Annotated in this window: 23 protein-coding genes and 1 other RNA gene; 10 read left to right on the plus strand and 14 right to left on the minus strand. The window is 29.9% G+C overall.

Annotated features, from left to right (window positions below; all coding sequences use genetic code 11):
* Position 1 precedes the first annotated feature (1 nt).
* Positions 2-1,045, plus strand: coding sequence for a glycosyltransferase (locus tag Q1A15_RS06455; RefSeq protein WP_299620610.1), 1,044 nt, complete (start codon positions 2-4; stop codon positions 1,043-1,045).
* Here the strand turns inward: Q1A15_RS06455 and Q1A15_RS06460 are convergent.
* From Q1A15_RS06460 to Q1A15_RS06475, 4 genes are read right to left on the minus strand one after another with little or no spacing between them, the layout of a single operon-like run.
* Positions 1,037-2,875 (minus strand): ABC transporter ATP-binding protein, encoded by a 1,839-nt coding sequence (locus Q1A15_RS06460; RefSeq protein ID WP_299620611.1) that lies wholly within the window; start codon positions 2,873-2,875, stop codon positions 1,037-1,039. The two genes, Q1A15_RS06455 and Q1A15_RS06460, sit on opposite strands and share 9 nt — an antisense overlap.
* Positions 2,875-4,584, minus strand: a complete 1,710-nt coding sequence (locus Q1A15_RS06465) for a phospho-sugar mutase (protein WP_299620613.1) — start codon at positions 4,582-4,584, stop codon at positions 2,875-2,877. The genes Q1A15_RS06460 and Q1A15_RS06465 overlap by 1 nt, the downstream gene beginning before the upstream one ends.
* A gap of 21 nt (positions 4,585-4,605) precedes the next feature.
* Positions 4,606-5,562 (minus strand): glycosyltransferase family 2 protein, encoded by a 957-nt coding sequence (locus Q1A15_RS06470; RefSeq protein WP_299620615.1) that lies wholly within the window; start codon positions 5,560-5,562, stop codon positions 4,606-4,608.
* 52 nt (positions 5,563-5,614) lie between these two features.
* Positions 5,615-6,163 (minus strand): DUF4199 domain-containing protein, encoded by a 549-nt coding sequence (locus Q1A15_RS06475; RefSeq protein WP_299620617.1) that lies wholly within the window; start codon positions 6,161-6,163, stop codon positions 5,615-5,617.
* 136 nt (positions 6,164-6,299) lie between these two features.
* On the opposite strand from Q1A15_RS06475, the gene ffs reads away from it, so the two are divergent.
* Positions 6,300-6,398, plus strand: an RNA gene (gene ffs / locus Q1A15_RS06480) — signal recognition particle sRNA small type.
* Between the two features lie 10 nt (positions 6,399-6,408).
* On the opposite strand, the gene xerA is transcribed toward ffs, so the two are convergent.
* The gene (xerA, locus tag Q1A15_RS06485) at positions 6,409-7,317 is read right to left on the minus strand and encodes a site-specific tyrosine recombinase/integron integrase (protein ID WP_299620619.1); all 909 of its coding nucleotides are present in this window, start codon (positions 7,315-7,317) and stop codon (positions 6,409-6,411) included.
* An 88-nt stretch (positions 7,318-7,405) separates the two neighbouring features.
* Here xerA and Q1A15_RS06490 point away from each other — a divergent pair, with 88 nt between their 5' ends.
* The 5 genes from Q1A15_RS06490 to Q1A15_RS06510 all read left to right on the plus strand — a co-directional run bounded on the left by Q1A15_RS06490 (position 7,406) and on the right by Q1A15_RS06510 (position 10,812).
* The gene (locus Q1A15_RS06490) at positions 7,406-7,882 is read left to right on the plus strand and encodes a hypothetical protein (protein WP_299620621.1); all 477 of its coding nucleotides are present in this window, start codon (positions 7,406-7,408) and stop codon (positions 7,880-7,882) included.
* 72 nt (positions 7,883-7,954) lie between these two features.
* Positions 7,955-8,470: a porin family protein gene (locus tag Q1A15_RS06495; RefSeq protein ID WP_299620623.1), complete on the plus strand. Its 516-nt coding sequence runs from the start codon at positions 7,955-7,957 to the stop codon at positions 8,468-8,470.
* Between the two features lie 145 nt (positions 8,471-8,615).
* Positions 8,616-9,131, plus strand: coding sequence for a hypothetical protein (locus Q1A15_RS06500; RefSeq protein ID WP_299620625.1), 516 nt, complete (start codon positions 8,616-8,618; stop codon positions 9,129-9,131).
* A 9-nt stretch (positions 9,132-9,140) separates the two neighbouring features.
* On the plus strand, positions 9,141-9,554 hold the full coding sequence (gene aroQ, locus Q1A15_RS06505; RefSeq protein ID WP_299620627.1) for a type II 3-dehydroquinate dehydratase: 414 nt from the start codon (positions 9,141-9,143) through the stop codon (positions 9,552-9,554).
* A 109-nt stretch (positions 9,555-9,663) separates the two neighbouring features.
* On the plus strand, positions 9,664-10,812 hold the full coding sequence (locus Q1A15_RS06510; RefSeq protein WP_299620629.1) for an esterase-like activity of phytase family protein: 1,149 nt from the start codon (positions 9,664-9,666) through the stop codon (positions 10,810-10,812).
* Positions 10,813-10,853: 41 nt separating this feature from the next.
* On the opposite strand, the gene Q1A15_RS06515 is transcribed toward Q1A15_RS06510, so the two are convergent.
* From Q1A15_RS06515 to Q1A15_RS06525, 3 genes are all read right to left on the minus strand, one after another.
* On the minus strand, positions 10,854-12,038 hold the full coding sequence (locus Q1A15_RS06515) for a DUF4105 domain-containing protein (protein ID WP_299620632.1): 1,185 nt from the start codon (positions 12,036-12,038) through the stop codon (positions 10,854-10,856).
* A gap of 3 nt (positions 12,039-12,041) precedes the next feature.
* Entirely contained in the window at positions 12,042-13,106 is a 1,065-nt protein-coding gene (locus Q1A15_RS06520; RefSeq protein ID WP_299620635.1) for a PorV/PorQ family protein, read from the minus strand.
* Between the two features lie 72 nt (positions 13,107-13,178).
* On the minus strand, positions 13,179-14,156 hold the full coding sequence (locus Q1A15_RS06525) for an alpha/beta fold hydrolase (RefSeq protein ID WP_299620638.1): 978 nt from the start codon (positions 14,154-14,156) through the stop codon (positions 13,179-13,181).
* Between the two features lie 77 nt (positions 14,157-14,233).
* On the opposite strand from Q1A15_RS06525, the gene Q1A15_RS06530 reads away from it, so the two are divergent.
* A complete protein-coding gene (locus Q1A15_RS06530) occupies positions 14,234-14,998 on the plus strand; it encodes a CDP-alcohol phosphatidyltransferase family protein (protein ID WP_299620641.1) in 765 nt (254 codons plus the stop codon).
* Positions 14,999-15,057: 59 nt separating this feature from the next.
* Here Q1A15_RS06530 and Q1A15_RS06535 read toward each other — a convergent pair whose 3' ends face one another.
* Positions 15,058-15,567, minus strand: a complete 510-nt coding sequence (locus tag Q1A15_RS06535) for an NAD(P)H-dependent oxidoreductase (RefSeq protein ID WP_299620644.1) — start codon at positions 15,565-15,567, stop codon at positions 15,058-15,060.
* Between the two features lie 110 nt (positions 15,568-15,677).
* Between Q1A15_RS06535 and Q1A15_RS06540 the strand changes: the two genes are divergently transcribed.
* Positions 15,678-16,037, plus strand: a complete 360-nt coding sequence (locus Q1A15_RS06540) for a helix-turn-helix domain-containing protein (RefSeq protein ID WP_299620647.1) — start codon at positions 15,678-15,680, stop codon at positions 16,035-16,037.
* Here Q1A15_RS06540 and Q1A15_RS06545 read toward each other — a convergent pair.
* From Q1A15_RS06545 to Q1A15_RS06565, 5 genes are all read right to left on the minus strand, one after another.
* Positions 16,020-16,511, minus strand: a complete 492-nt coding sequence (locus tag Q1A15_RS06545; protein WP_299620650.1) for a hypothetical protein — start codon at positions 16,509-16,511, stop codon at positions 16,020-16,022. The two genes, Q1A15_RS06540 and Q1A15_RS06545, sit on opposite strands and share 18 nt — an antisense overlap.
* 1 nt (position 16,512) lies before the next feature.
* Positions 16,513-17,247, minus strand: coding sequence for an LPS export ABC transporter ATP-binding protein (gene lptB / locus Q1A15_RS06550; RefSeq protein WP_299620653.1), 735 nt, complete (start codon positions 17,245-17,247; stop codon positions 16,513-16,515).
* A 65-nt stretch (positions 17,248-17,312) separates the two neighbouring features.
* The gene (locus tag Q1A15_RS06555; RefSeq protein WP_299620656.1) at positions 17,313-17,663 is read right to left on the minus strand and encodes a carboxymuconolactone decarboxylase family protein; all 351 of its coding nucleotides are present in this window, start codon (positions 17,661-17,663) and stop codon (positions 17,313-17,315) included.
* A complete protein-coding gene (gene tatC, locus Q1A15_RS06560) occupies positions 17,635-18,462 on the minus strand; it encodes a twin-arginine translocase subunit TatC (protein WP_299620659.1) in 828 nt (275 codons plus the stop codon). The genes Q1A15_RS06555 and tatC overlap by 29 nt, the downstream gene beginning before the upstream one ends.
* On the minus strand, positions 18,463-19,434 hold the full coding sequence (locus Q1A15_RS06565; protein WP_299620662.1) for a KpsF/GutQ family sugar-phosphate isomerase: 972 nt from the start codon (positions 19,432-19,434) through the stop codon (positions 18,463-18,465).
* 148 nt (positions 19,435-19,582) lie between these two features.
* On the opposite strand from Q1A15_RS06565, the gene recQ reads away from it, so the two are divergent.
* Positions 19,583-21,766 carry a DNA helicase RecQ gene (recQ, locus tag Q1A15_RS06570; RefSeq protein ID WP_299620665.1) on the plus strand — a complete coding sequence of 728 codons (2,184 nt, stop codon included), beginning with the start codon at positions 19,583-19,585 and terminating at the stop codon, positions 21,764-21,766.
* Positions 21,767-21,773: the final 7 nt, after the last annotated feature.

The following is a 21,773-nucleotide window of genomic DNA, read 5'->3' on the forward strand; positions in this document are numbered from 1 at the left end:
GATGAGAATAGTACAAGTAATAGATCAATTAGGTCTAGGTGGTGCAGAGCGAGTTTGCGTGAATTTAACAAACTTATTATTTAGAAATGGTAATGATGTTAAACTAATTGTTTTAAACGATAAAGGAGCTTTGTTTGATCTTATAGATGATGGAGTAGAAGTTGTTCGCTTAAATAAAAACAAAGGTAAATTTAAAGCTTACAGAGAGTTTAAAAAACATATCAAAAAAGACGATATTATTCATATTCATATGAGAAATCCTTATCGTTTTGTACGAAAAGCATTTTTATTCTTAGGAGGAAATAGACCAGTGATTTTACACGACCATTATGGTAAAATTGTTGTAAATCAATCTGTACCGAAATGGTATAAGACAATTTTTAAGCCGCATTTTTTTATTGGTTGTTCGGAATTACTTACCGAGTGGGCTGTGAACAAAGTTAAACTAAAAGAAGATCGAGTTTTTCTTGTGAATAATTTTGTGCTACACTACGAATCAAACTATAAAAATCATACTCCAAAAGGATTAGTTTTAGTTGGAAGTTTAAAAAAAGTGAAGAATCACAGGTTAGCAATGGATATTGCTAAAGCTTTAGATAAAGATCTTACAATTTACTGTCCGAGTTTAGAAGGTGGAGAAGGCGATTACTATGAAACATTAGTAGCACACATGGATAAAATTCAATATAAAGATCGTATCCATTTTGTTACAGGTTGTAATAATGTACAAACTGAGCTTAAGCAATATGAAATGGCTTTATTAACTTCTACTTCTGAAGGAGATCCATTAGCTCTAGTAGAATATATGGCACAAGGATTACCTTTCTTATGTTCAGATATGGGAGAAGCTGTTAAAATAGTGAAGCAACATTATCCAGAAATGGTTCAGGGAGATTTTGATGTAAATAATTGGGTAACAAATTACCATAAAGTGAAAGAGATCCAATCTGAACAAATTGAATCTCTTTATAACGAACATTTTTCTTCTGATTTATATCTTGAAAAATATTTATCTATTTACAAGAAGTTTTTAGCATCAGTCTAAAGATTGCAATTCTACAAGTTTTGCATATTCACCTTTAGCTGCTAAAAGTTCTTCATGTTTACCTTGTTCTACGATTCTACCTTCTCGCATTACAACAATTAAATCTGCTTTTTGAATAGTAGATAGTCTGTGTGCGATTACTACAGAAGTTCTATTTTGCATCATATTTTCTAATGCAGATTGAACTATTTTTTCAGACTCAGTATCTAAAGCAGAAGTAGCTTCATCTAAAATCATGATTGGAGGATTTTTAAGCACAGCTCTAGCTATAGATAAACGCTGTTTTTGTCCACCAGAAAAGTTACCAGCACTATCTGCAATGTTAGTTTCAAATCCTTTCGAAGAGTTTTCAATAAATTCTAAAGCATTGGCAACTTTTGTAGCAGCAATAATTTCTTCATTGGTTGCACTCGGATTACCAACTTTTAAGTTGTTTTCTATAGAATCATTAAATAATAAAGCATCTTGAGTAACTATTCCTATTAAAGAACGCAATGATTCTTTAGAAACATTTTTGATGTTATCATTATCAATTAATACTTCTCCTTTGTTCACGTCGTAAAAACGCATCAAAAGATTAGCAATTGTAGACTTTCCACTACCAGACTGACCAACAAGTGCAACCATTTTTCCTTTTGGAATCTCTAAACTGAAATCTTTTAAAACATAATTATCTTGATATTTGAAAGATATATTTTTGAAACTAATTCCAGTAGTGAATTGCTCTTTATCAATTGGAGATTCAGTATTTACGATTGGGTTTATTTCATCTAAAACATCATAAATACGTTTTGCAGAAGCATCACCTTTTCTAATGTTTGTAAAAATACCAGCTATTGCTTTTGTAGGTTGTAAAATTGAATAAAACATTACAATGTAAGTAATGAATGATTCTGAATCAAATCCATTTGGAGACACTTCAGTATTTGTTAAAACAATCTTACCTCCATAAAGTAAAATAGCTAATACTGTTAATACACCTAAAAATTCACTTAATGGTGAAGCTAATTTTTGGCGATGTGTAACCTGGATATTTAATTTTTCTTGTCTTTTTGTTGAACTTGAGAATTTTCTTAAAAAGCGATTTTCAGCTGTAAATGCTTTAACTACTTTTAAACCAGCAATTGTTTCTTCTAATAAAGAAAGATAAGTACCGCTTTCTTGCTGAGATTGCAATGCCTTAGATTTCAGTTTTTTTGTTGACCATGAAATAATTAAACCAGATAAAGGTAAAGTTATAAACACAAATAATGTAAGTTTATAACTCATCGAAAACATAACGATAAGAATAATAACAATAGTCAATGGTTCTCTAACTATTCCTCCAAAAGAAGAAATAAATGAACCTTCTACTACTTGAATATCAGAAGTCATTCTAGACATTAAATCACCTTTCTTTTGTTCAGTAAAATACCCAATAGGTAACGAGGTAATCTTTTTGTACAAAGTATCTCGCATATCTTTAACCGTTCCATTTGATAGATATGCCATTTGATATGAGCCTAAGAAGTAAAATAAATTCTTAAAAAAGAATAATATTAAAACACCTACAGCTATTACAAATAGGGTATTAACAGTACCTTCTCGTTCTATATATTGAGCAATTTCGTAATAAAAATTACTTTTAATGTATTCGAAAATTTTTGTGAATCCTTCGTATACTGGTTTTTCTACTTTTTTATCAGGACTAAATAGAATTGATAGTACTGGTAAAAATGATATTACCGTTAAAATATTGAATAAAGCATACAATACGTTAAATATTGTAGCATAGATAAAGCGATATTTATAAGGCTTTACAAAAGATAAAATTCGTTTAAAGTAGTTCATTAAACTCCTAACTGTTTTATAATACGTTGGAGTTTTTCATCCAACTGTTTTCCAACTACATCAGCATTTTCAACTGCATCTAAAGAACCTTTCGTACCGATGTAAAATTTAATTTTAGGTTCTGTACCACTAGGTCTACAAGCTACTTTAGTTCCATTTTCTGTTTCGTAAATTAATACGTTAGATTTCGGAATATCAATCGTAGTTTCTTCTCCGGTGATAATATTTTTTCGGATTGAAGTTTTATAATCATTTACAAATGTTACTTTTTCACCATCTATTTCAGAAAGTGGATTGTTACGTAAATCGATTAACATTTGCTTGATTTCTTCAGCTCCTTGCATTCCTTTTTTAACTAGTGATACTAGTTTTTCTTTAAAGAAACCGTGTTTTACATATAGTTTCAGTAATTCATTGTAGAAAGAACTATTTTCAGATTTTGCTCGAGCAGCAATTTCACAAGCTAGTAGGGTAGAAGTTACAGCATCTTTGTCCCTAACAAAATCACCAACCATAAATCCGAAACTTTCTTCTCCACCACCAATAAAGTTTAATTCAGGATGATCTTTAATCATTTTAGCAATCCATTTAAATCCTGTTAAACCAACTTTAGTTTCTACACCATAACTTTCAGCAATAACATTAACTAAATTTGTAGATACAATGGTAGAACCAATAAACTGCTTACCATTTAATAAACCTTTTTCTTTCCATTGGTTTATTAAAAAGTCTGTCATAACACTCATGGTTTGGTTACCATTCAATAATTTCATGTTACCATCAGTATCACGAACAGCAATTCCTAAACGATCACAATCAGGATCTGTACCAATTACGATATCTGCATTTGTTTTATTCGCATAATCGATAGCCATTGCTAAAGCTTCTGGTTCCTCAGGATTAGGAGATTCAACAGTAGGAAAGTCTCCATTAGGTTCAGCTTGTTCTTCAATAACATGAACTTGAGTATATCCAGCTCTTTTTAATACTTCTGGAACCAATTTAATTGATGTTCCGTGTAATGAAGTAAAAACAATTTTTAAGTTTTCTCTTCCTTTTACTTCAAATGTTCCACTTTTTAAAGAAGCATTCCAAAAAGCTTCATCAACTTCAGTTCCAATAAAAGATATTAGTTCTTCGTTTTTATTAAAGTTAATTTCGCTAAACTCTAAATTATTTACTCCTGCTATAATTTCAGCATCTTGCGGAGGAACAATTTGTCCACCATCAGTCCAGTACACTTTGTAACCATTATATTCAGGTGGATTATGAGAAGCTGTTAACACGATGCCTGCATGGCAATTTAAATGATTTACAGCAAAAGATAATTCTGGAGTAGGGCGTAAGTCTTCAAAAACAAAAGTTCTAATATTATTCGCAGAAAGTACATCTGCAACTAATTGAGCAAACTTTTTACTATTATGTCTACAATCGTAGGCAATTGCAACTTTAATTTCTTCATTCGCATACACTTTGTTTAAATAATTGCTTAAACCTTGTGTAGCTTTACCTAAAGTATATTTATTAATTCGATTTGTACCAGCTCCCATAACACCACGCATTCCACCAGTACCAAATTCTGTGTTTTTATAAAATCGATCTGTTAAATCATCTGTGTTATTTGTGATCAGTTCAGAGATTTCATTTCTTGTTTCTTCATCGAAAGTATCAGATAGCCAAAGTTTGGCTTTACTTAAAATATCGTTCATAGTTAATTAAAAAAAGAGGTGTTATAAATTAATTTTTTCTTTGATTTTATAATGTTTCTGAAGCGGATTATTTTTAATGATTAGTTCTCCTAAGAAGCCAGATAAGAACATTAATGTTCCTAAAATCATGGATGTTAAGGCAATATAGAACCAAGGATTATCTGTGACTAAAATCGTTTTAATTTTAGCGTATACTCTATATAATTTCATTGCACCTATATAAAATGCAGATGTAAATCCGAATAAGAACATTAAAGTACCCCATAATCCAAAAAAATGCATGGGTCTTTTACCAAATTTAGATAAAAAAGAAATGGTAATCAAATCTAAAAGACCGTTGATAAAACGATCTACTCCAAATTTAGTTACACCATATTTTCTAGCTTGATGTTTTACAACTTTTTCTCCAATTTTTGTATACCCTTCATTTTTAGCAAGTATAGGAATGTATCTGTGCATTTCTCCACTTACTTTTATAGCTTTAATTACCTCGTTCTTATAAGCTTTTAAACCACAATTGAAATCGTTAAGCTCTAATCCTGATGTCTTTCTAGCAGCCCAGTTGTATAATTTTGAAGGAATATTTTTAGTTAAGACATTATCGAATCTTTTCTTTTTCCAACCTGAAATCAAATCAAAATCCTCTTCGATAATTAATTTATATAATTCAGGAATCTCATCTGGATTGTCTTGTAAGTCAGCATCCATAGTAATCACAACTTTTCCTTTAGCTTCGCCAAATCCAGCATCTAAAGCTTGAGATTTTCCATAATTACGTTGAAAACGGATTGCTTTAACTTCTTGGTTTTTATCAACTAAATCTTGAATTACTTTCCAAGACTTATCAGTACTTCCGTCATCAATAAAGATAACTTCATATAAAAAGTGATTGGATTGCATAACTTTTGCAATCCAATCATATAATTCTTGTAAAGATTCTTCTTCGTTTAAAAGCGGTATAACTACCGATATATCCATAAAAATATAGTATTACCAGTTTTGTTTGGTAAAGTTACAATATTATTATTGCTTAGAAAGTGTCTTCTTCTCTTTTTTGCATTATAGCTCCTGCTATTGCAGATACAACAAATCCTATAAAAGCAAAGAATAATAAACCTAAAGCGTTACCTAATAAAGGATTTCCATTCTTTTGTTTTTCGATACTTTCTTCAATTTGATCTTCATCCATTCCCCAATTTTCTAATTGAGTTCTTAAAAGTTCTGCTTTTTGCTCAAGAATATTAGGATCGATATAGTTTTCTAATACATATTGAAATGTAAGTGCGATAAGTCCCCAAATAATTGTAATTCCAATTCCTACTTTAACGGCTTGAGCCCATTTTAAAAATCCGTTATTACGTTTTTTGAAATTCTTTATACCTAATACAATAAGAGTGATAGGCACAACAAAACCGATAATTCCTAATACTAAACCAGGATTTGCTGCATTTCCCATAGCATATCCTATTAAAGTAATAAATATACTAGCTATACTGGTAATTAAACCATAATCGATAATACTCTTTTTAGTACTCGCTTCTGCAGCGTTATTTTCTAGATCTTTGAATGAACTTTCCATGTTTGTGTTATTTGATTAGTTATTAATTTGTAAAAATATTTAAAACATTTTATTAGTATTCAATGTTTTAAAAATGTTACAAAAAAAAACAACTTTTTTTTGTTTCAGATTCAAAAAATGGTTGTAAATTTGCAGCCGGCAAGTTCTACACAACCAGCTCCCTTTGAATCCCCCAGGGCGGGAACGCAGCAAGGGTATTAGGTCGTAGCGGTGTGATGTAGGTAGCTTGCCTTTTTTTATTTCATCTAATTTCTTCTCGGATGAAATTTTTCCACAACTTCTTGTAAATGTTTTCGATCTAAATGCACATAAATTTCTGTTGTAGTTATACTTTCATGACCTAACAATTGTTGTATAGCTCTTAAATCTACGCCTTCTTTTAATAAATATGTAGCAAAAGAATGACGAAGTGTATGCGGACCAATATTCTTTTCTAAGTTTGCTTTAGCTGCTAGGTTTTTTAGAATAATGAAGATCATTTGTCTTGTTAACCGTTTTCCTCTTCGGTTTAAAAATAGTGTGTCTAAATCTTCTTTTATCGGATTAATATGATTTCTATCATGATTTAGATAGAAATTAATAAACCTAATAGTTGAACTATGAATAGGTACAAATCTGTATTTATCTCCTTTTCCTAATACTCTAATGTAACCTTCGTCAAAAAACAAATCAGACATTTGTAAATTTATTAATTCACTAACTCGAAGTCCGCAACCATAAATAGTTTCTAGAATTGCTCTATTTCTTTCTCCTTGAGGATGACTTAAGTCTATGTTAGATATTAATGTGTTTATTTCATCATTAGTAAGTACATCGGGTAGTGTTCTAGATAATTTTGGAGATTCTATTAAATCTAAAGGATTATCTTGTCTATAATTTTCAAAAACTAGATAATCGAAAAAACTTCTCAAACCTGATATTATTCTTGCTTGAGTCTTAGGATTCACAATTTTTGCTATTTCATAAATAAATTGTTGAATTTCTTTTTTATTTATTTCAATAGGAGATTTTGAAATATCAAATTCTAAAGTGTAATTTAACAATTTCTTAATGTCTCTTACATAGTTTTCTATAGAGTTTTGAGAGAGTCCTCGCTCTATTTTTAAGTAAGTATTATAGTCTTCTATTTTCTGTAACCACCCTGCTTCAAACATATACTTTTTGCTAAAACCCTTTTTTATTTAGAAAATAATTTTACATTTGTCAGTGCAAACATATAATTATATCTAAAAATTTAAAATTATGAAAAAATTTATTTTAACTATTGCTGTGATTGCTTTCGGATTTGTAGCTAATGCTCAGAAAGCTGGTTTTAACGCAGGTGCTGACGTTACTTACAACTTCGACGGAGAAAACTTTGGTTTAATGGCTGAGGCTAACTATTTATTCGAATTATCTGACGAATTCAGAGTAGGTCCTGCTATCTCTTACCAATATGCTTTTGGTCAAGATGTTACAATTACAGACCCATTAACTGGAAGTTCTGTAACTGTTTCTGCTGATGGATCAGGAGATTTTACTTTAGCTGGTGCTGCAAGATACGATATCTCTGAAAACTTCGTAATTGGAGCTGACTTAGGTTTCTATTTTGATGCTTCTGCTTTCTATTACAGACCAGTTGTAGGATACAAAATTGGAGAAAGCACTATGATCCAATTAGCTTTACCATCTAGTGATGCTACTAATAGCTTATCTTTAGGTGTAATGTTCGGACTATAATCAATAGTATACATTATAATTTAAAAAGGAGAGGTTTTACCTCTTCTTTTTTTATTGCTAAAATTTAAAATTATGAAAAGAATATTATTTTCAATTGTTATGATTGCTTTTGGTTTTTTAGCCAATGCACAAGGAGAAACAACCTATGGAGTTATAGGTGGTTTTAATAATTTATCAGCAAAAGTTTCAGCAGGTGGAGCAAGTACTTCTTTCGGGGATGCGGGTGCATTTGTTGGGTTATTTATAGATTTTGAACTATCTGAAAAATTTAAGTTACAACCAGAGTTTCAATATGTAATTACTTTTTTTGAAGGAGATTCAGGAAATTCAATTGTTTTACCTGTAATGGCTAAATATTATATTTCTAATGAGTTTTCTGTACAAGCAGGTCCTTTTTTAGATCTTATTTTAGACGGAACTAGTTTAAATGAATTTGGTTTAGGTTTAGCTGGTGGAGTAGGTTATGATTTTACAGATGATTTCTTCGCTACAGCTCGTTATTCATTTGGATTAACTGACAGACGAGACAGTGATATTGTTTCTACTAAATTTGATTTTTTTCAGATTGGTTTAGGGTATAGATTCTAAATACTAGATTATTAAAATTATAATCAAATAAATATATTAAGGAGTGTTTTTTAATACTCCTTTTTTTATTGTTAACGTATTAGAAAAGAAAACAAGAATAGCCATTTAACTTTTTATTTTATATTCGCATTAAATATTTATAGTCATGAAAAGAATATTCATTTTCCTTTTTACTGTAGTTACATTAAATTCTTTTTCTCAGGTAAATCAGTTAAATGTAGGGGTAAATGGAGGGATTACAGTGGGTAATTTAGAAGCTGTTTCTTCCGCAGCGTTTGGTGTTGATGCAAATTATCTTTTTGAAATTTATGAAGGAATTAGCGTAGGACCATCTTTAAATTTACTTTATTTCTTAACTGAAGATAATAATGGTGTAAAGCCAGATCCTTTTATTTACTTACCAGTTGGTGGAGCTGTAAGGTTTCAATCTCTTTCTGATGTATTCTATGTGGGAGCAGACTTTGGATTTGCAGTTGGTTTATCACCAGATGGAGATAATGGAGGAATATTTTTCAAACCAATGCTAGGCTATAATATAAATGAAAGCTTAAAATTAAACCTATTTTATTCAGGAGTTAAAAAGAAATTACCAACTTATGGTTATGTTGGTTTGGGTATAACTTTTGACTTTTTAGGAAGTTCTAATTACTATGGTTATTAAAAGATACATATGAAATTAATAATTATAAACGGACCTAATTTAAATTTACTAGGTAAAAGAGAACCTACAATCTACGGAAACAGTTCTTTTGAAGCATATTTTGAGCAATTACAAGCTAAATTTTCTGAGGTAGAACTAACATATTTTCAATCGAATATAGAAGGTGAAATCATTAATAAACTTCACGAAGTAGGTTTCGATTTCGACGGAATTGTATTAAATGCAGCAGCATACACACACACTTCTGTAGCCATAGGAGATGCAATAAAAGCAATTGAAACTCCAGTAGTTGAAGTTCATATTTCAAATACTCATGCTCGAGAAGAGTTTAGACATAAAAGTTTTATAGCTAAAAATGCTAAAGGTGTAATCTTAGGTTTTGGCTTAGATAGTTACAAACTTGCAATTCAGAGTTTTTTATAAGTTTACTTAAATTTAATCTAGTATAGCAGAAGTTTAAAGTAAATAAAAACTACTTCTAACAATCATTTAAAAGAGTTTTTTTCATTTAGTAAAAATTAAAATATTTACAATGAAAAAAACTTTTTTAGGTTTAGCAATCTTATTTTCTTCTTTTTATAGCTGTGATAATGATGATACTACAGTAAAAGAAACTACTTCTGTAAATTCACTTAGGTTTATCGGAGAACAAATAATTCCAGACGGTTTTGAATTTAATGGAAATGTAGTAGGAGGTTTGTCGAGTATCGATTATGCAAATAATAAATTTTATGTAATTAGTGATGCGCCAAATGCTCCAATCCGTGTTTATACAGCTAATTTAACTTATACTACATCAGAGTTTTCTGAAGTGAACATAACATCTGAAATAGAATTATTAGATGCTAACAATACATCTTTTGGATCTGCAATTGATCCTGAAGCAATACGTATCGATTCAGATGCAAATAGAATAATATGGTCAAGTGAAGGAAATGTAAACAATGGTGAAAATCCGTTTGTAAGAGAAGCACTTTTAGATGGAAGTTTCAAAAGAGAATTTACTTTACCTAGTATTTTTGAAGTTAAAACATCTACAGATGAAGGTCCGAGACATAACGGTGTTTTTGAAAGTATTTCTTTAAGTGTAGATAAAAAAGGATACTGGATTGGAATGGAATTACCTTTAAAAGAAGATGGAGTAGAGCCAGTATTTGCAATGGATACAGATTCGCCAGTTCGTGTAGCTTATATTAATAAAAGCACAGGAGAATTTGAAAAACAATTTGCTTATGAGTTAGATAAAGTTGCTAGAGAAGTAATAGGAACTGGTTTTAATTTTACTGTAAATGGTTTAGTTGAAATTTTAGAGTACGATACGAATAAGTTTTTAGCTTTAGAAAGATCTTTTACTACTGGTGCAGATGATGGTGGAAATAATGTAAAAATCTATAAAGTTGATGCTTCAAATGCAACAGATGTTTCTACTATTTCTAGTTTAAACGGAGCAAATTACGTGAAAGCAACTAAAACATTAATATTCGATTTTGAATCAGTAAGAAGTCAATTATCTAGTATTCCAGGCGGAAATACAGCAAAAGTTGTAGATAACATCGAAGGAATAACATTCGGACCAAGATTGGAGAATGGAAATTTGTCTCTAGTAGTTGTAGCGGATAATAATTTTAGTGCTTTTGGTCAACAACTAAATCAATTTGTGGTTTTTGAAGTAATTCCTTAAGAAAATTCAGTTTTTAAAATATAGTTAGTAAGGTTTTAGTATTATGCTAAAGCCTTATTTTTTTGATGCTTAATTAAAAATATATAACGAACTGCTAGTAATAATAAAAGTGGATATAATGGATGTGTAAACTTTTGTAATCCAATTAAAGTCACAATTGGAATCAAGCCTAAAAAGGCTAATACAAGAATTAAATAATGTTTAATCCAAGGATGTAAGTTCTTTTTAAGTAATAGAAAAGCAATAAAAAAGTTAGGAGCAAATGCCCATAAGAAATTGAAATTATTCGGCGCAGTAGAATGATTTGTGAAAAACCATAAGAATACGATAAGTATTCCCATAATCCCTGTAGTAAGGAAAAGAATAAAGTCTAAAATTCTAGTTCTTTTATGCTTCTTAAAATCATTTAAACTGATAAGAATAGTAATGATTAGTAAAATCGAAAAAATTAAAAACGGACTAATGCTATCACTTTCTGAAGTTTTTGTTTTAAAATCTAAAAGTGTTTTTGTTCCTCGTACTAATGGAGCTGATTCACCATCTTTTTTAACCGTAGATTTTTCAAAAATAGAAAAAAGATACTCAGGTAGATACATGTACTCTTCAACTGTAGCTATTTGGTCTAAACGACTTCCTAAGGCAATATTAATACCAAAACTACCCCAAGTATTTGTATTAATTTTTTCATTCATTAAATCTCTTAAAGATCTTTCTTGATCTAAAATAGAGGTGTCAAAAGTAAGTTTGTCTTTTAAAATATCTTTAAGAATATCTTTTGGTCTTGTAGCACAGTTATCAAAAAACGGATCGTAAAAATAACTAGCGTTTTCTGGTTGAGTATTTCTTTCTAGAAACTGAAAATATGCATTTTTCTGCTGAGCTGTTAAATTTAAGACTTGTTGTTTTACCCAGCGTTTATCTTGGCTTGCAGATTTTAAAGAATAATGAAAAGGATATCGAGCTAATTTATACTTCATAAATCCTTTTACGAAGTTTGAGTAGAAATTAGGATCGTTAAAATCAAAAATACCGTAGTTATAAAGTACATCTAAATTTAGTAAGGGATCTTTAACTCTAATGGCAGTATGTCCAAATTTTTCATATAAATTTTCACCAGGACCAGAAGTAATAATACTAATTTCAGCATAAGCAGATAGCTGTGCATTTTGAGCAGTATTATTAATTACAAAACATAAAAAAGAAAGATAAAGTAGTTTTTTAATCATGATTTATCGGTAAAAACTATAATCGAATTTAATTGAAAAAATATTTGAAAATAAAGCATTTCCAACGCTTCCTATGTTGGTAAGCGCATAATCAACTTGAATTCCTTTGAATTTAAAACCTAGTCCGAAATTTGGTTGAACAGAAAGAGATTCATTTCCGTTAAATTCAGTTGTATTTTGAAAGTTTCCTGCTCCTAATCTAAGATACACAAGCTCATCATAATCTAATTGAAAACCAAAAGCAGGATCGATACTTAAGAAAGAAGTTGAAATAATATCATTAGTTTCAGCAAATCTCATATTAAGATCTACTTCCGCTAATAAATTAAAATAACGTCCGAATTTAAAATTTTTAGCAACACCAACTTGAAGTTTAGGTTTGGTGATTTCTGTAGTTTCAGGTAATTCTTGATTTTGACCAGGAACGGCATTTCTAATTTTATCAAACTCATCTTCATCAATAGCCCAAACATTAAATGTAGTAGTAATATCTCTGGCCATTGCACCGAATTTCCATCCATTTTTTTCAAACTGAACACCTAAATCAAAACCAAATCCCCAAGAAGTGGCAAAATCACCAATAATTCTTCTTACGATTTTAGCGTTTCCTCCAATAGAAAAACCATCCAATAATAATTTTCTACCGTAACTAACATTTAAAGCATAATCAGCAGCAGAAAATAAACTTATTCGATTAAAATCTATATTTCCATCACTATCAATTAATTCAGTTGTATTTAGAATATCATCAACACCAAATCGAATTAAAGATAAACCAACCGCACTTTGTTTGTCAATTGGCATTGCAAAACCAGCATAATTATACGTTGCAATTCCAGCAAAGTAAGACGCATGCATTAAAGTACCTTGATAATCTTCAACATTAACTAATCCAGCAGGATTCCAATAAGAAGCATTCACATTATCTGTAGTTGCAACCACAGCTTTACTCATACCTAATGCAGCTGCATCGACACCAATATTTAAAAATTCATTAGAAAAATTTCTGAATTGTGCTTGAGTAGCAACAGCAACTAAAAGAAAAAAGTAGATTAATTTTGTTCTCAAATCTTGAATTTAATAAACACAAATATCCAAATTACTAAGTAAATAACAGTAGTTTTTTGGAGTTATTGTTTATTATGAATAGATATTTAACTCATTTTGAATAAAATTAACAAATTGTTTTTCTATCCAATACGATTCATCTCTAAATGAGGTTACAAAACCAACATGACCACCATATTTTGGAGTTAATAAAAAGAAATTAGAAGAGTTTTCTGCTAATTCGTAAGGATAACATTCTATAGATAAAAAAGAGTCATCTTTGGCGTTAATTAATAGTGTTTTGTGTTTTATATTGGTTAAATATGGTTTACTACTGGCTTTTGCCCAATAATCTTCAGGACTATCGAACCCAAAAACTGGTGCAGTATATATTTCTTCAAAATCACGAAAAGTAGAAGCTTTTGAAATCAATTTTTTATCAGGATTATATTCTGGGAATTTTTCAGCTTTCACAATTACTTTTGCTTTAAGAGTTCTTAAAAACTCTTGCATATACAGCTTGTTTTTTAGTTTACTTAATTCTGCTTGAGAACTCGTTAGATCTATAGGAACAGAAACAGCAATTCCGCCTTTTACAGCACAAGGAATTTCATTTTCATATTCTCCTAAATATTTTAAAGTCAGATTTCCGCCTAAGCTGAATCCGCTTAAAATGATGTTTTGATAATCATAATTAGTTTCTAAGTATTGTAATATAAAGTGAAGATCATCAGTTTTTCCTGCATGATAAGTTTTCAAAATATTATTATCATCTCCACTACAACCTCTAAGGTTAATACATACAACATCATAACCTAAATCATGAAGATAAGAAGCAGTAGACATCATATAACTTGATTCTGAACTACCTTCGAGTCCGTGTATTAAAACGACTAATGAGAAGGAGTTGTTCGTTAAAAAATCTAAGTCTATGAAATCATTATCCCAAGTCATAATTCGAACTCTTTCGTATTCAGGTTTATCTTTAGTGACAAAGAATTTGTAAATCGTATTTACATGTGGATTTCTAAAAGGAAAGCTAGTAGTGAGTTGATTTTTAAGTAATGGCATCTTTACAACAATTTATTTTTTTATTAAACAGAATAAAAACAATCAATTTCATATTTTCGTAAAAATCATGAAAAAATATGAATATTAAAAAACACATTCCAAATATTATTACACTCGGAAACTTACTTTGTGGTACAATTGCCACAATATTAGCAGTTCGAGGTTACTTTTACGCTACAGCAATTTTTGTAGGAGTAGGAATTGTTCTTGATTTCTTAGACGGTTTTGCTGCAAGAATGTTACATGTTCAAGGAGAATTAGGTAAACAATTAGATAGTTTAGCAGACATGGTAACTAGTGGAGTAGTACCAGGAATAGTGATGTTACAATTTATGGTGCATAGTGCTTACCATAGAGAATTCGGATTTTCGTCTTGGGATACGGCCTTGGATATTGGATTAACTTTAGAAAATTTACTTTCTATAGAGTTATTAGGATTATTATTGACGCTTTTTGCTGGCTACAGATTGGCAAAATTTAATATTGATACCAGACAAACAGATAGTTTTATCGGTTTACCAACACCAGCAATGAATTTATTTGTTGTGTCTTTACCAATGATTGCTGGGTATACTGAATCAGAATTGGTTTTAAGTATAATTCATAATCAGTACTTTTTAATAGCAGTTACTATTATTTTAAGTCTTTTAATGGTTTCTGAATTGCCGCTTTTTTCATTAAAATTTAAATCAACATCGGTAAAAAACAACTTGTTGAAATACATTTTCTTATTGTTGTCTATTGTGTTGTTAATTGTATTAAAGTTTATAGCTATTCCTTTAATAATTATCCTATATATCTTACTGTCTGTTTTTAATAACATAGCAGTAAAAAGTAAATAAAAGGAGTATATCAAATAATTATATAAAGAAAAACTCCTTGTTAAAGGAGTTTTTTAGTTTTAAAAAGTAGCAGCATAAACTTTCGTATTAGCTTCTAAAGCATTTTCATCAGGATTATGTGCTCCGTATAAAGTATGTAAATCAGTGAATTCTGCACCACAGAATTTAAAAACAAGTATTACATCATTTAAAAGTTCTTTTACAGGAATTCCGTTTGGAGCTTTATAAACTTCTTCGTCACCACCAGTAGATACAGCCAAACCAATTTTTTTACCTTGGATTTTATCTCCACCTTCTCCAAAAGCCCAACCGTAGGTAAATACATCATCAATATATTTTTTTAAAGCGTAAGGAGTACTAAACCAATGTAACGGGAATTGAAATATAATTTCATCGTATTGCTCAATTAAAGCTTGTTCTTTTGCAATGTCAAAATCTAAAGAAGAATATTCTCCATAAAGTGAATGAATAGTATATTTTTCAGGGTTTTTCTGTAAGTTTTCTATCCATTTTTTATTGATAGTTGAGGCCTCAATGTTTGGATGCGTAACAATTACTAATTTTTTCATTTGTATATAAGATTAATTTTTTCTGATTTAAAATTAGTATTTTTGATATACAAAGTATAGTTAGTTTTTGTTAATTACTACTATACAAAAGTATAGTATAAATGAAAGATATGGAGATTTTAAGAACTTATCCAAAAGTAAAAAAATGCCCAAATAGCTATGTTTTAGCTGTAAATGATACTTTAAATGTATTGAGCGGCAAATGGAAATTACCAATAATAGCTTCTTTAATGTATGGAAACAGACGTTTTAAAGATATACAACAACATATTGCTAAAATTACGCCTAGAATGCTGTCGAAAGAGTTAAAAGATCTGGAAATGAATGGTGTAGTAACTCGAAAAATACACGATACAAGACCTGTTTTAATAGAATACGAGTTAACAGATTCCGGAAAAACAATTACCAAAGTTCTAGATAGTATGGTAGAGTGGGGTTTAAGTCATCGAAAATTAACGATTGATCAATGATTTGATTTTATCAATAAAAGCGACTAAAATACTTAAAGCAGGAACTACTAATAAAAGAAATACAAAAATAGTTAAGAGTAAAATAATATATAAATTATAATCTAAGTAGTTGTTACTCCATAAATCATCTTTAGTCGGTACATAGTTATAATCACTATAGAGTACATAGGTTAATGTGAAGAAAATTATTACACTAGAAATCACTTTTATTTTTAATGGAAACTCTAATAATTTCCCGTTGAAATAATTAATGATCGTATAAACTGAAAAGTTACAAAAGAAGATTACAAAGAAAATGAGATATAAATGATGGTAATATATCACAAAATAAGTATCATGAATATTTATATCTACTGATAATTCTTTATCAATTATGTAGTTCTTTATTATAAATGAATTATTAAGTAGGAATGAAATTATTAAGGATATCAATCCTAAATGCAGGAAATAATAAAAAGGTTTTGATTTTAACACTTTAGAACTTCTTCTTCTTAAGCTCAAAGTCTTTACCTAAGTATACTTTTCTTACCATTTCATCAGCAGCTAATTCTTCAGGAATCCCTTCTTTTAAAATACCTCCTTGATACATTAAATAAGAACGATCAGTAATTGCTAAAGTTGCTTGTACATCGTGATCTGTAATAAGAATACCGATGTTTTTATTCTTCAGTTTGGCTACAATTCCTTGTATATCTTCTACTGCAATTGGATCAACTCCAGCAAAAGGCTCATCTAATAAAATAAATTTAGGATCAGAAGCTAAACATCTAGCAATTTCAGTTCTACGACGTTCACCACCAGATAAAAGATCACCTCTGTTTTTACGAACATGTCCTAAACTAAACTCATCGATTAATTCCTCCAAACGCGCTTTACGTTCTTCTTTGGTACGATCTGTGAATTCTAAAACAGACATAATATTATCTTCAACAGATAATTTCCTAAAAACAGAAGCTTCTTGAGCTAGATAACCGATTCCTTTTTGAGCACGTTTGTACATGGCGTCTTCAGTAATTTCATCTTCATCTAGAAATATTTTTCCTTCATTAGGTTTAATCATTCCTACGATCATGTAAAAAGAAGTAGTTTTTCCAGCTCCATTCGGACCTAAAAGTCCGATGATTTCACCTTGTTCTACTTGCAAAGAAATTCCTTTAACTACCTTACGGCTACCATAAATCTTTTGTATGTTATCTGCTCTTAAAATCATATATAAAGAAGTACAATGTTACTACTTAATCGTAGAAGATTGTATTAATTGATTGTTAAATTGAATTAGTTATTCTCTTCTTCAAGAGCTTCCCAAAATTCTACAGCTCTTCTTAAATGAGGAATAACAATTGTTCCTCCAACTAAAGTAGCAATCGACATTGTTTCCATCATTTCTTCTTTAGTAACTCCACTTTTATATGCAGTGTCTAAATGGTAAGCAATACAATCATCGCAACGTAAAACTGCAGAAGCTACTAAACCTAATAACTCTTTTGTTTTTACTGATAAATGTCCTTCTGCGTATGCATTAGTATCTAAATTGAAAATTCGTTTGATTACTTTATTATCGCTCGATAGTATCTTTTCGTTCATTTTTGAGCGGTACTCATTGAACTCTTGGACTTTTTTCGACATTTTTTTGTTGTTTTTTTATTACGTATTTTGAAATGTAAATTCCGACTTGGTATAAAAACATGATAGGTACAGCAACAATAATCTGACTAGCAACATCAGGTGGTGTTATAATAGCAGATAAAATAAGAACTACAACTAATGCATGTTTTCTATATTTTCTTAAAAATTGAGGAGTAACTAATCCTATTTTAGATAAGAAATAAATAATAATAGGTAACTCGAAAAATATGGCAACTCCTAATAATGTATTTGTTATTAAGCTGATATATGCACCTAATTTAAAACTCTTTACAATAGCATCTCCAATGGTGAAATTGTAAAAGAAGTAAACAGACATAGGAAGTATTACATAATAACTAAATAAAATTCCTGAGAAGAATAGAGAAGAAGCAGAGAAAATAAATCCTTTTGAGCGCTTTCTTTCACTTTCTAATAAGCCGGGAGCAATAAATCTCCAGATCTCCCATAAAACGTAAGGAAATGCAATAATAACTCCTAAAATAAGAGAAGACCAAATTGCAGTCATTAACTCTTCTGTAGGATTTAAAACCTGTAGTTGTTGGTTGAATTCGATTTTACAAAAACTACTATCAATACCAATTAAAGAAAATACTTTACAGAAAAATTGATAGGTAACAAAATCAGGTTTTAAATGTGCTAATAATATCTCATCAAAAATTACCTTAATAAAAACAAAAGCTAATATTGCTACAGAGAATATAGCGACAATACTTCTTATAATATGCCATCTTAGTTCTTCAAGATGATCTAAGAACGACATTTCTTTTTCCTGTGCCATTTAAAAAATTCCTTCTTTTAAAATATCATGCAAATGGACAACGCCAACATATTCATCATCGTCATTTGCAACTAATATTTGTGTAATATTATTATTTTCTAAAGTATCAAGAGCGTCAATTGCCATTGCATCAATATGAATTGTTTTAGGATTTTTACTCATAATATCTGCAGCAACTAAATCTTCAATTTTATTAGTTTTATTAAGCATTCTTCGAATATCACCATCTGTAATAATTCCTTCAATTTTATTATCAGAATTTATAACAGCTGTAACACCTAAACGCTTTTCAGAAATTTCAACAATAACTTTAGTTACTTTATCTGTAGCAGTAACTTTTGGCAAATCATTATTTATAACTAAATCAGATACTCTTAAATACAAACGTTTCCCTAAAGCTCCACCCGGATGATATTTAGCAAAATCACGATTACTAAAACCACGTAAGTCTAATAAACAAACAGCTAAAGCATCACCTAAAACAAGCTGAGCAGTAGTACTATTTGTTGGCGCTAAATTATTCGGATCAGCTTCTTTCTCAACATAAGAATTTAATACATAATCTGCATTTTTTCCTAAGAAAGAATCAGGATTTCCTGTTATTGCTATAATTTTATTGTTAGAATTTCTAATCAAAGGAACCAGTACTTTTATTTCAGGTGTATTTCCGCTTTTTGATATGCAAATAACAACATCATCTGTTTGAATATTTCCTAAATCACCATGAATTGCATCTGCAGCGTGCATAAAAACAGCAGGAGTACCTGTAGAATTGAGTGTAGCAACTATTTTATTTGCAATATTTGCACTCTTACCAATTCCAGTAATAATTACTCTTCCTTTTGAATTTAATATGAAGTTAACAGCATTAGCAAACGAATTATCCAAAAAATTAGTTAAATTAGCTATACTATTGCTTTGAAGCTCAATAGTTTCTTTAGCTTTTGCTAGTATTAAATCTGTATTTTTCAAATGAAAAGGTTTAATTTAAGGTGTAAAAATAGGAATATTTTAGCTAGAAAAACTTTCCTTTCAAAAGAAACTTTACTTAACTTTAAAGTAATTATTTTTGTGTATTAGTTTGAATTTTTAATTTTGGCTTTCTGGGAACAATATGAAAATGAATTTATACGAAGCTTTAAAAAAGTTTTTTGGGTTTAACCAATTCAAAGGACTCCAAGAAGATGTAGTTAAAAGTATACTTAATGACGAGAACACCTTTGTAATTATGCCAACAGGTGGAGGGAAGTCACTTTGTTATCAACTACCAGCCTTAATGAAAGAAGGTACAGCAATTGTGGTTTCACCATTAATTGCCTTAATGAAGAATCAAGTAGATGCTATTCGTGGTATATCTGAAACTCACGGTATAGCTCATGTACTTAATTCATCTTTAAACAAGTCTGAGGTAAATCAGGTTAAAAAAGATATTACAGATGGTGTAACTAAATTATTATATGTTGCTCCAGAATCTTTAATTAAAGAAGAATATGTAGACTTTTTAAAATCTCAGAAAATTTCTTTCGTAGCTATTGATGAAGCGCACTGTATTTCTGAATGGGGACATGATTTTAGACCTGAATACAGAAATTTAAGAGCGATCATTAAACAAATCGATAACGTGCCTGTAATCGGTTTAACTGCGACTGCAACAGAAAAAGTACAAGAAGATATTCTTAAAACTTTAGGAATGACTGATGCTAATATTTATAAAGCATCATTTAATAGAGCTAACTTATTTTACGAAGTTCGTCCTAAAACTAAAGATATTGAGAAAGATATTATTCGTTTTGTAAAGCAAAAAGAAGGAGAATCTGGTATTGTTTACTGTTTAAGTAGAAAAAAAGTAGAAGAAATCGCTCAAGTTTTACAAGTAAACGGAATTAATGCTTTACCGTATCATGCAGGTTTTGATGCAAAAACGAGAGCTAAACATCAAGATATGTTCTTAATGGAAGATTGCGATGTTGTAGTTGCTACAATTGCTTTCGGAATGGGAATAGATAAACCAGATGTTCGTTTTGTAATTCATCACGATATTCCAAAAAGTTTAGAAAGTTACTATCAAGAAACTGGTAGAGCAGGAAGAGATGGAGGAGAAGGACACTGTTTAACTTTCTATTCATACAAAGACATAGAGAAATTAGAGAAATTCATGGCGAATAAGCCTGTTGCAGAACAGGAGGTTGGTCATGCTTTACTACAAGAAGTTGTTGGTTATGCAGAAACTTCTATGAATAGACGTAAATACTTATTACATTACTTCGGAGAAGAATTCGATGAAGTTAATGGAGAAGGTGCTGATATGGATGACAACATGAGAAATCCAAAGAAAAAGCATGAAGCGCAAGATCAAGTTAGTACTGTTTTAAAGGTAGTAAAGAATACAAATGCAATGTATAAGGCAAAAGAGGTAGTAAATACGATTACCGGAAAAGAAAATGCCTTATTAAAGTCGCACAAAACTACAGAACAACCATTTTTTGGAATAGGAAAAGAAAAAGATGGTAATTATTGGATGGCTTTAATTCGTCAGATGCTTGTTGCAGATCTTATTAAAAAAGAGATAGAGCAATATGGTGTTGTTAAATTAACCGAAGCAGGTAGAGCATATTTAGAAAATCCTACATCTTTCATGATGACAGAAGATCATGTGTATAATGATACAGATGACGGATCTATAATTACAAATGCAAAATCTAGTTCAGTTGGTTTAGATGATAAGTTAATTGCTATGCTTAAAGATTTAAGAAAGCAAGTTGGAAAGAAATTAGGAGTACCACCATTTGCAGTTTTCCAAGACCCTTCCTTAAATGATATGGCTTTAAAATATCCAATTAATTTAGATGAACTTTCTAAAGTTCACGGAGTTGGTGAAGGAAAAGCTAAAAAATATGGTAAAGATTTTATCAAGTTGATAGAACAATATGTATCTGATAATGATATTACAAGGCCAGATGATTTAGTAGTTAAAAGTACTGGTGTAAACTCTGGATTAAAGTTATACATCATACAGAATACAGATCGTAAACTTCCTTTAGAAGATATAGCAAAATCAAAAGGACTTGAAATGAATGAGCTGATCAAAGAGATGGAAGCCATAGTATTTTCAGGAACGAAATTGAATATCGATTATGCTATTGAAGATTTATTAGACGAAGATCAGCAAGAAGAAATTCATGATTATTTCATGGAAGCTGAAACAGATAAAATTCAAGAAGCATTAGATGAGTTTGATGGAGATTACGACGATGAAGAATTACGTTTGATGAGAATCAAGTTTACAAGTGATGTAGCTAATTAATTATCTA

It is taken from the genome of uncultured Tenacibaculum sp., assembly GCF_947495995.1.
Taxonomy (GTDB): Bacteria; Bacteroidota; Bacteroidia; order Flavobacteriales; family Flavobacteriaceae; genus Polaribacter.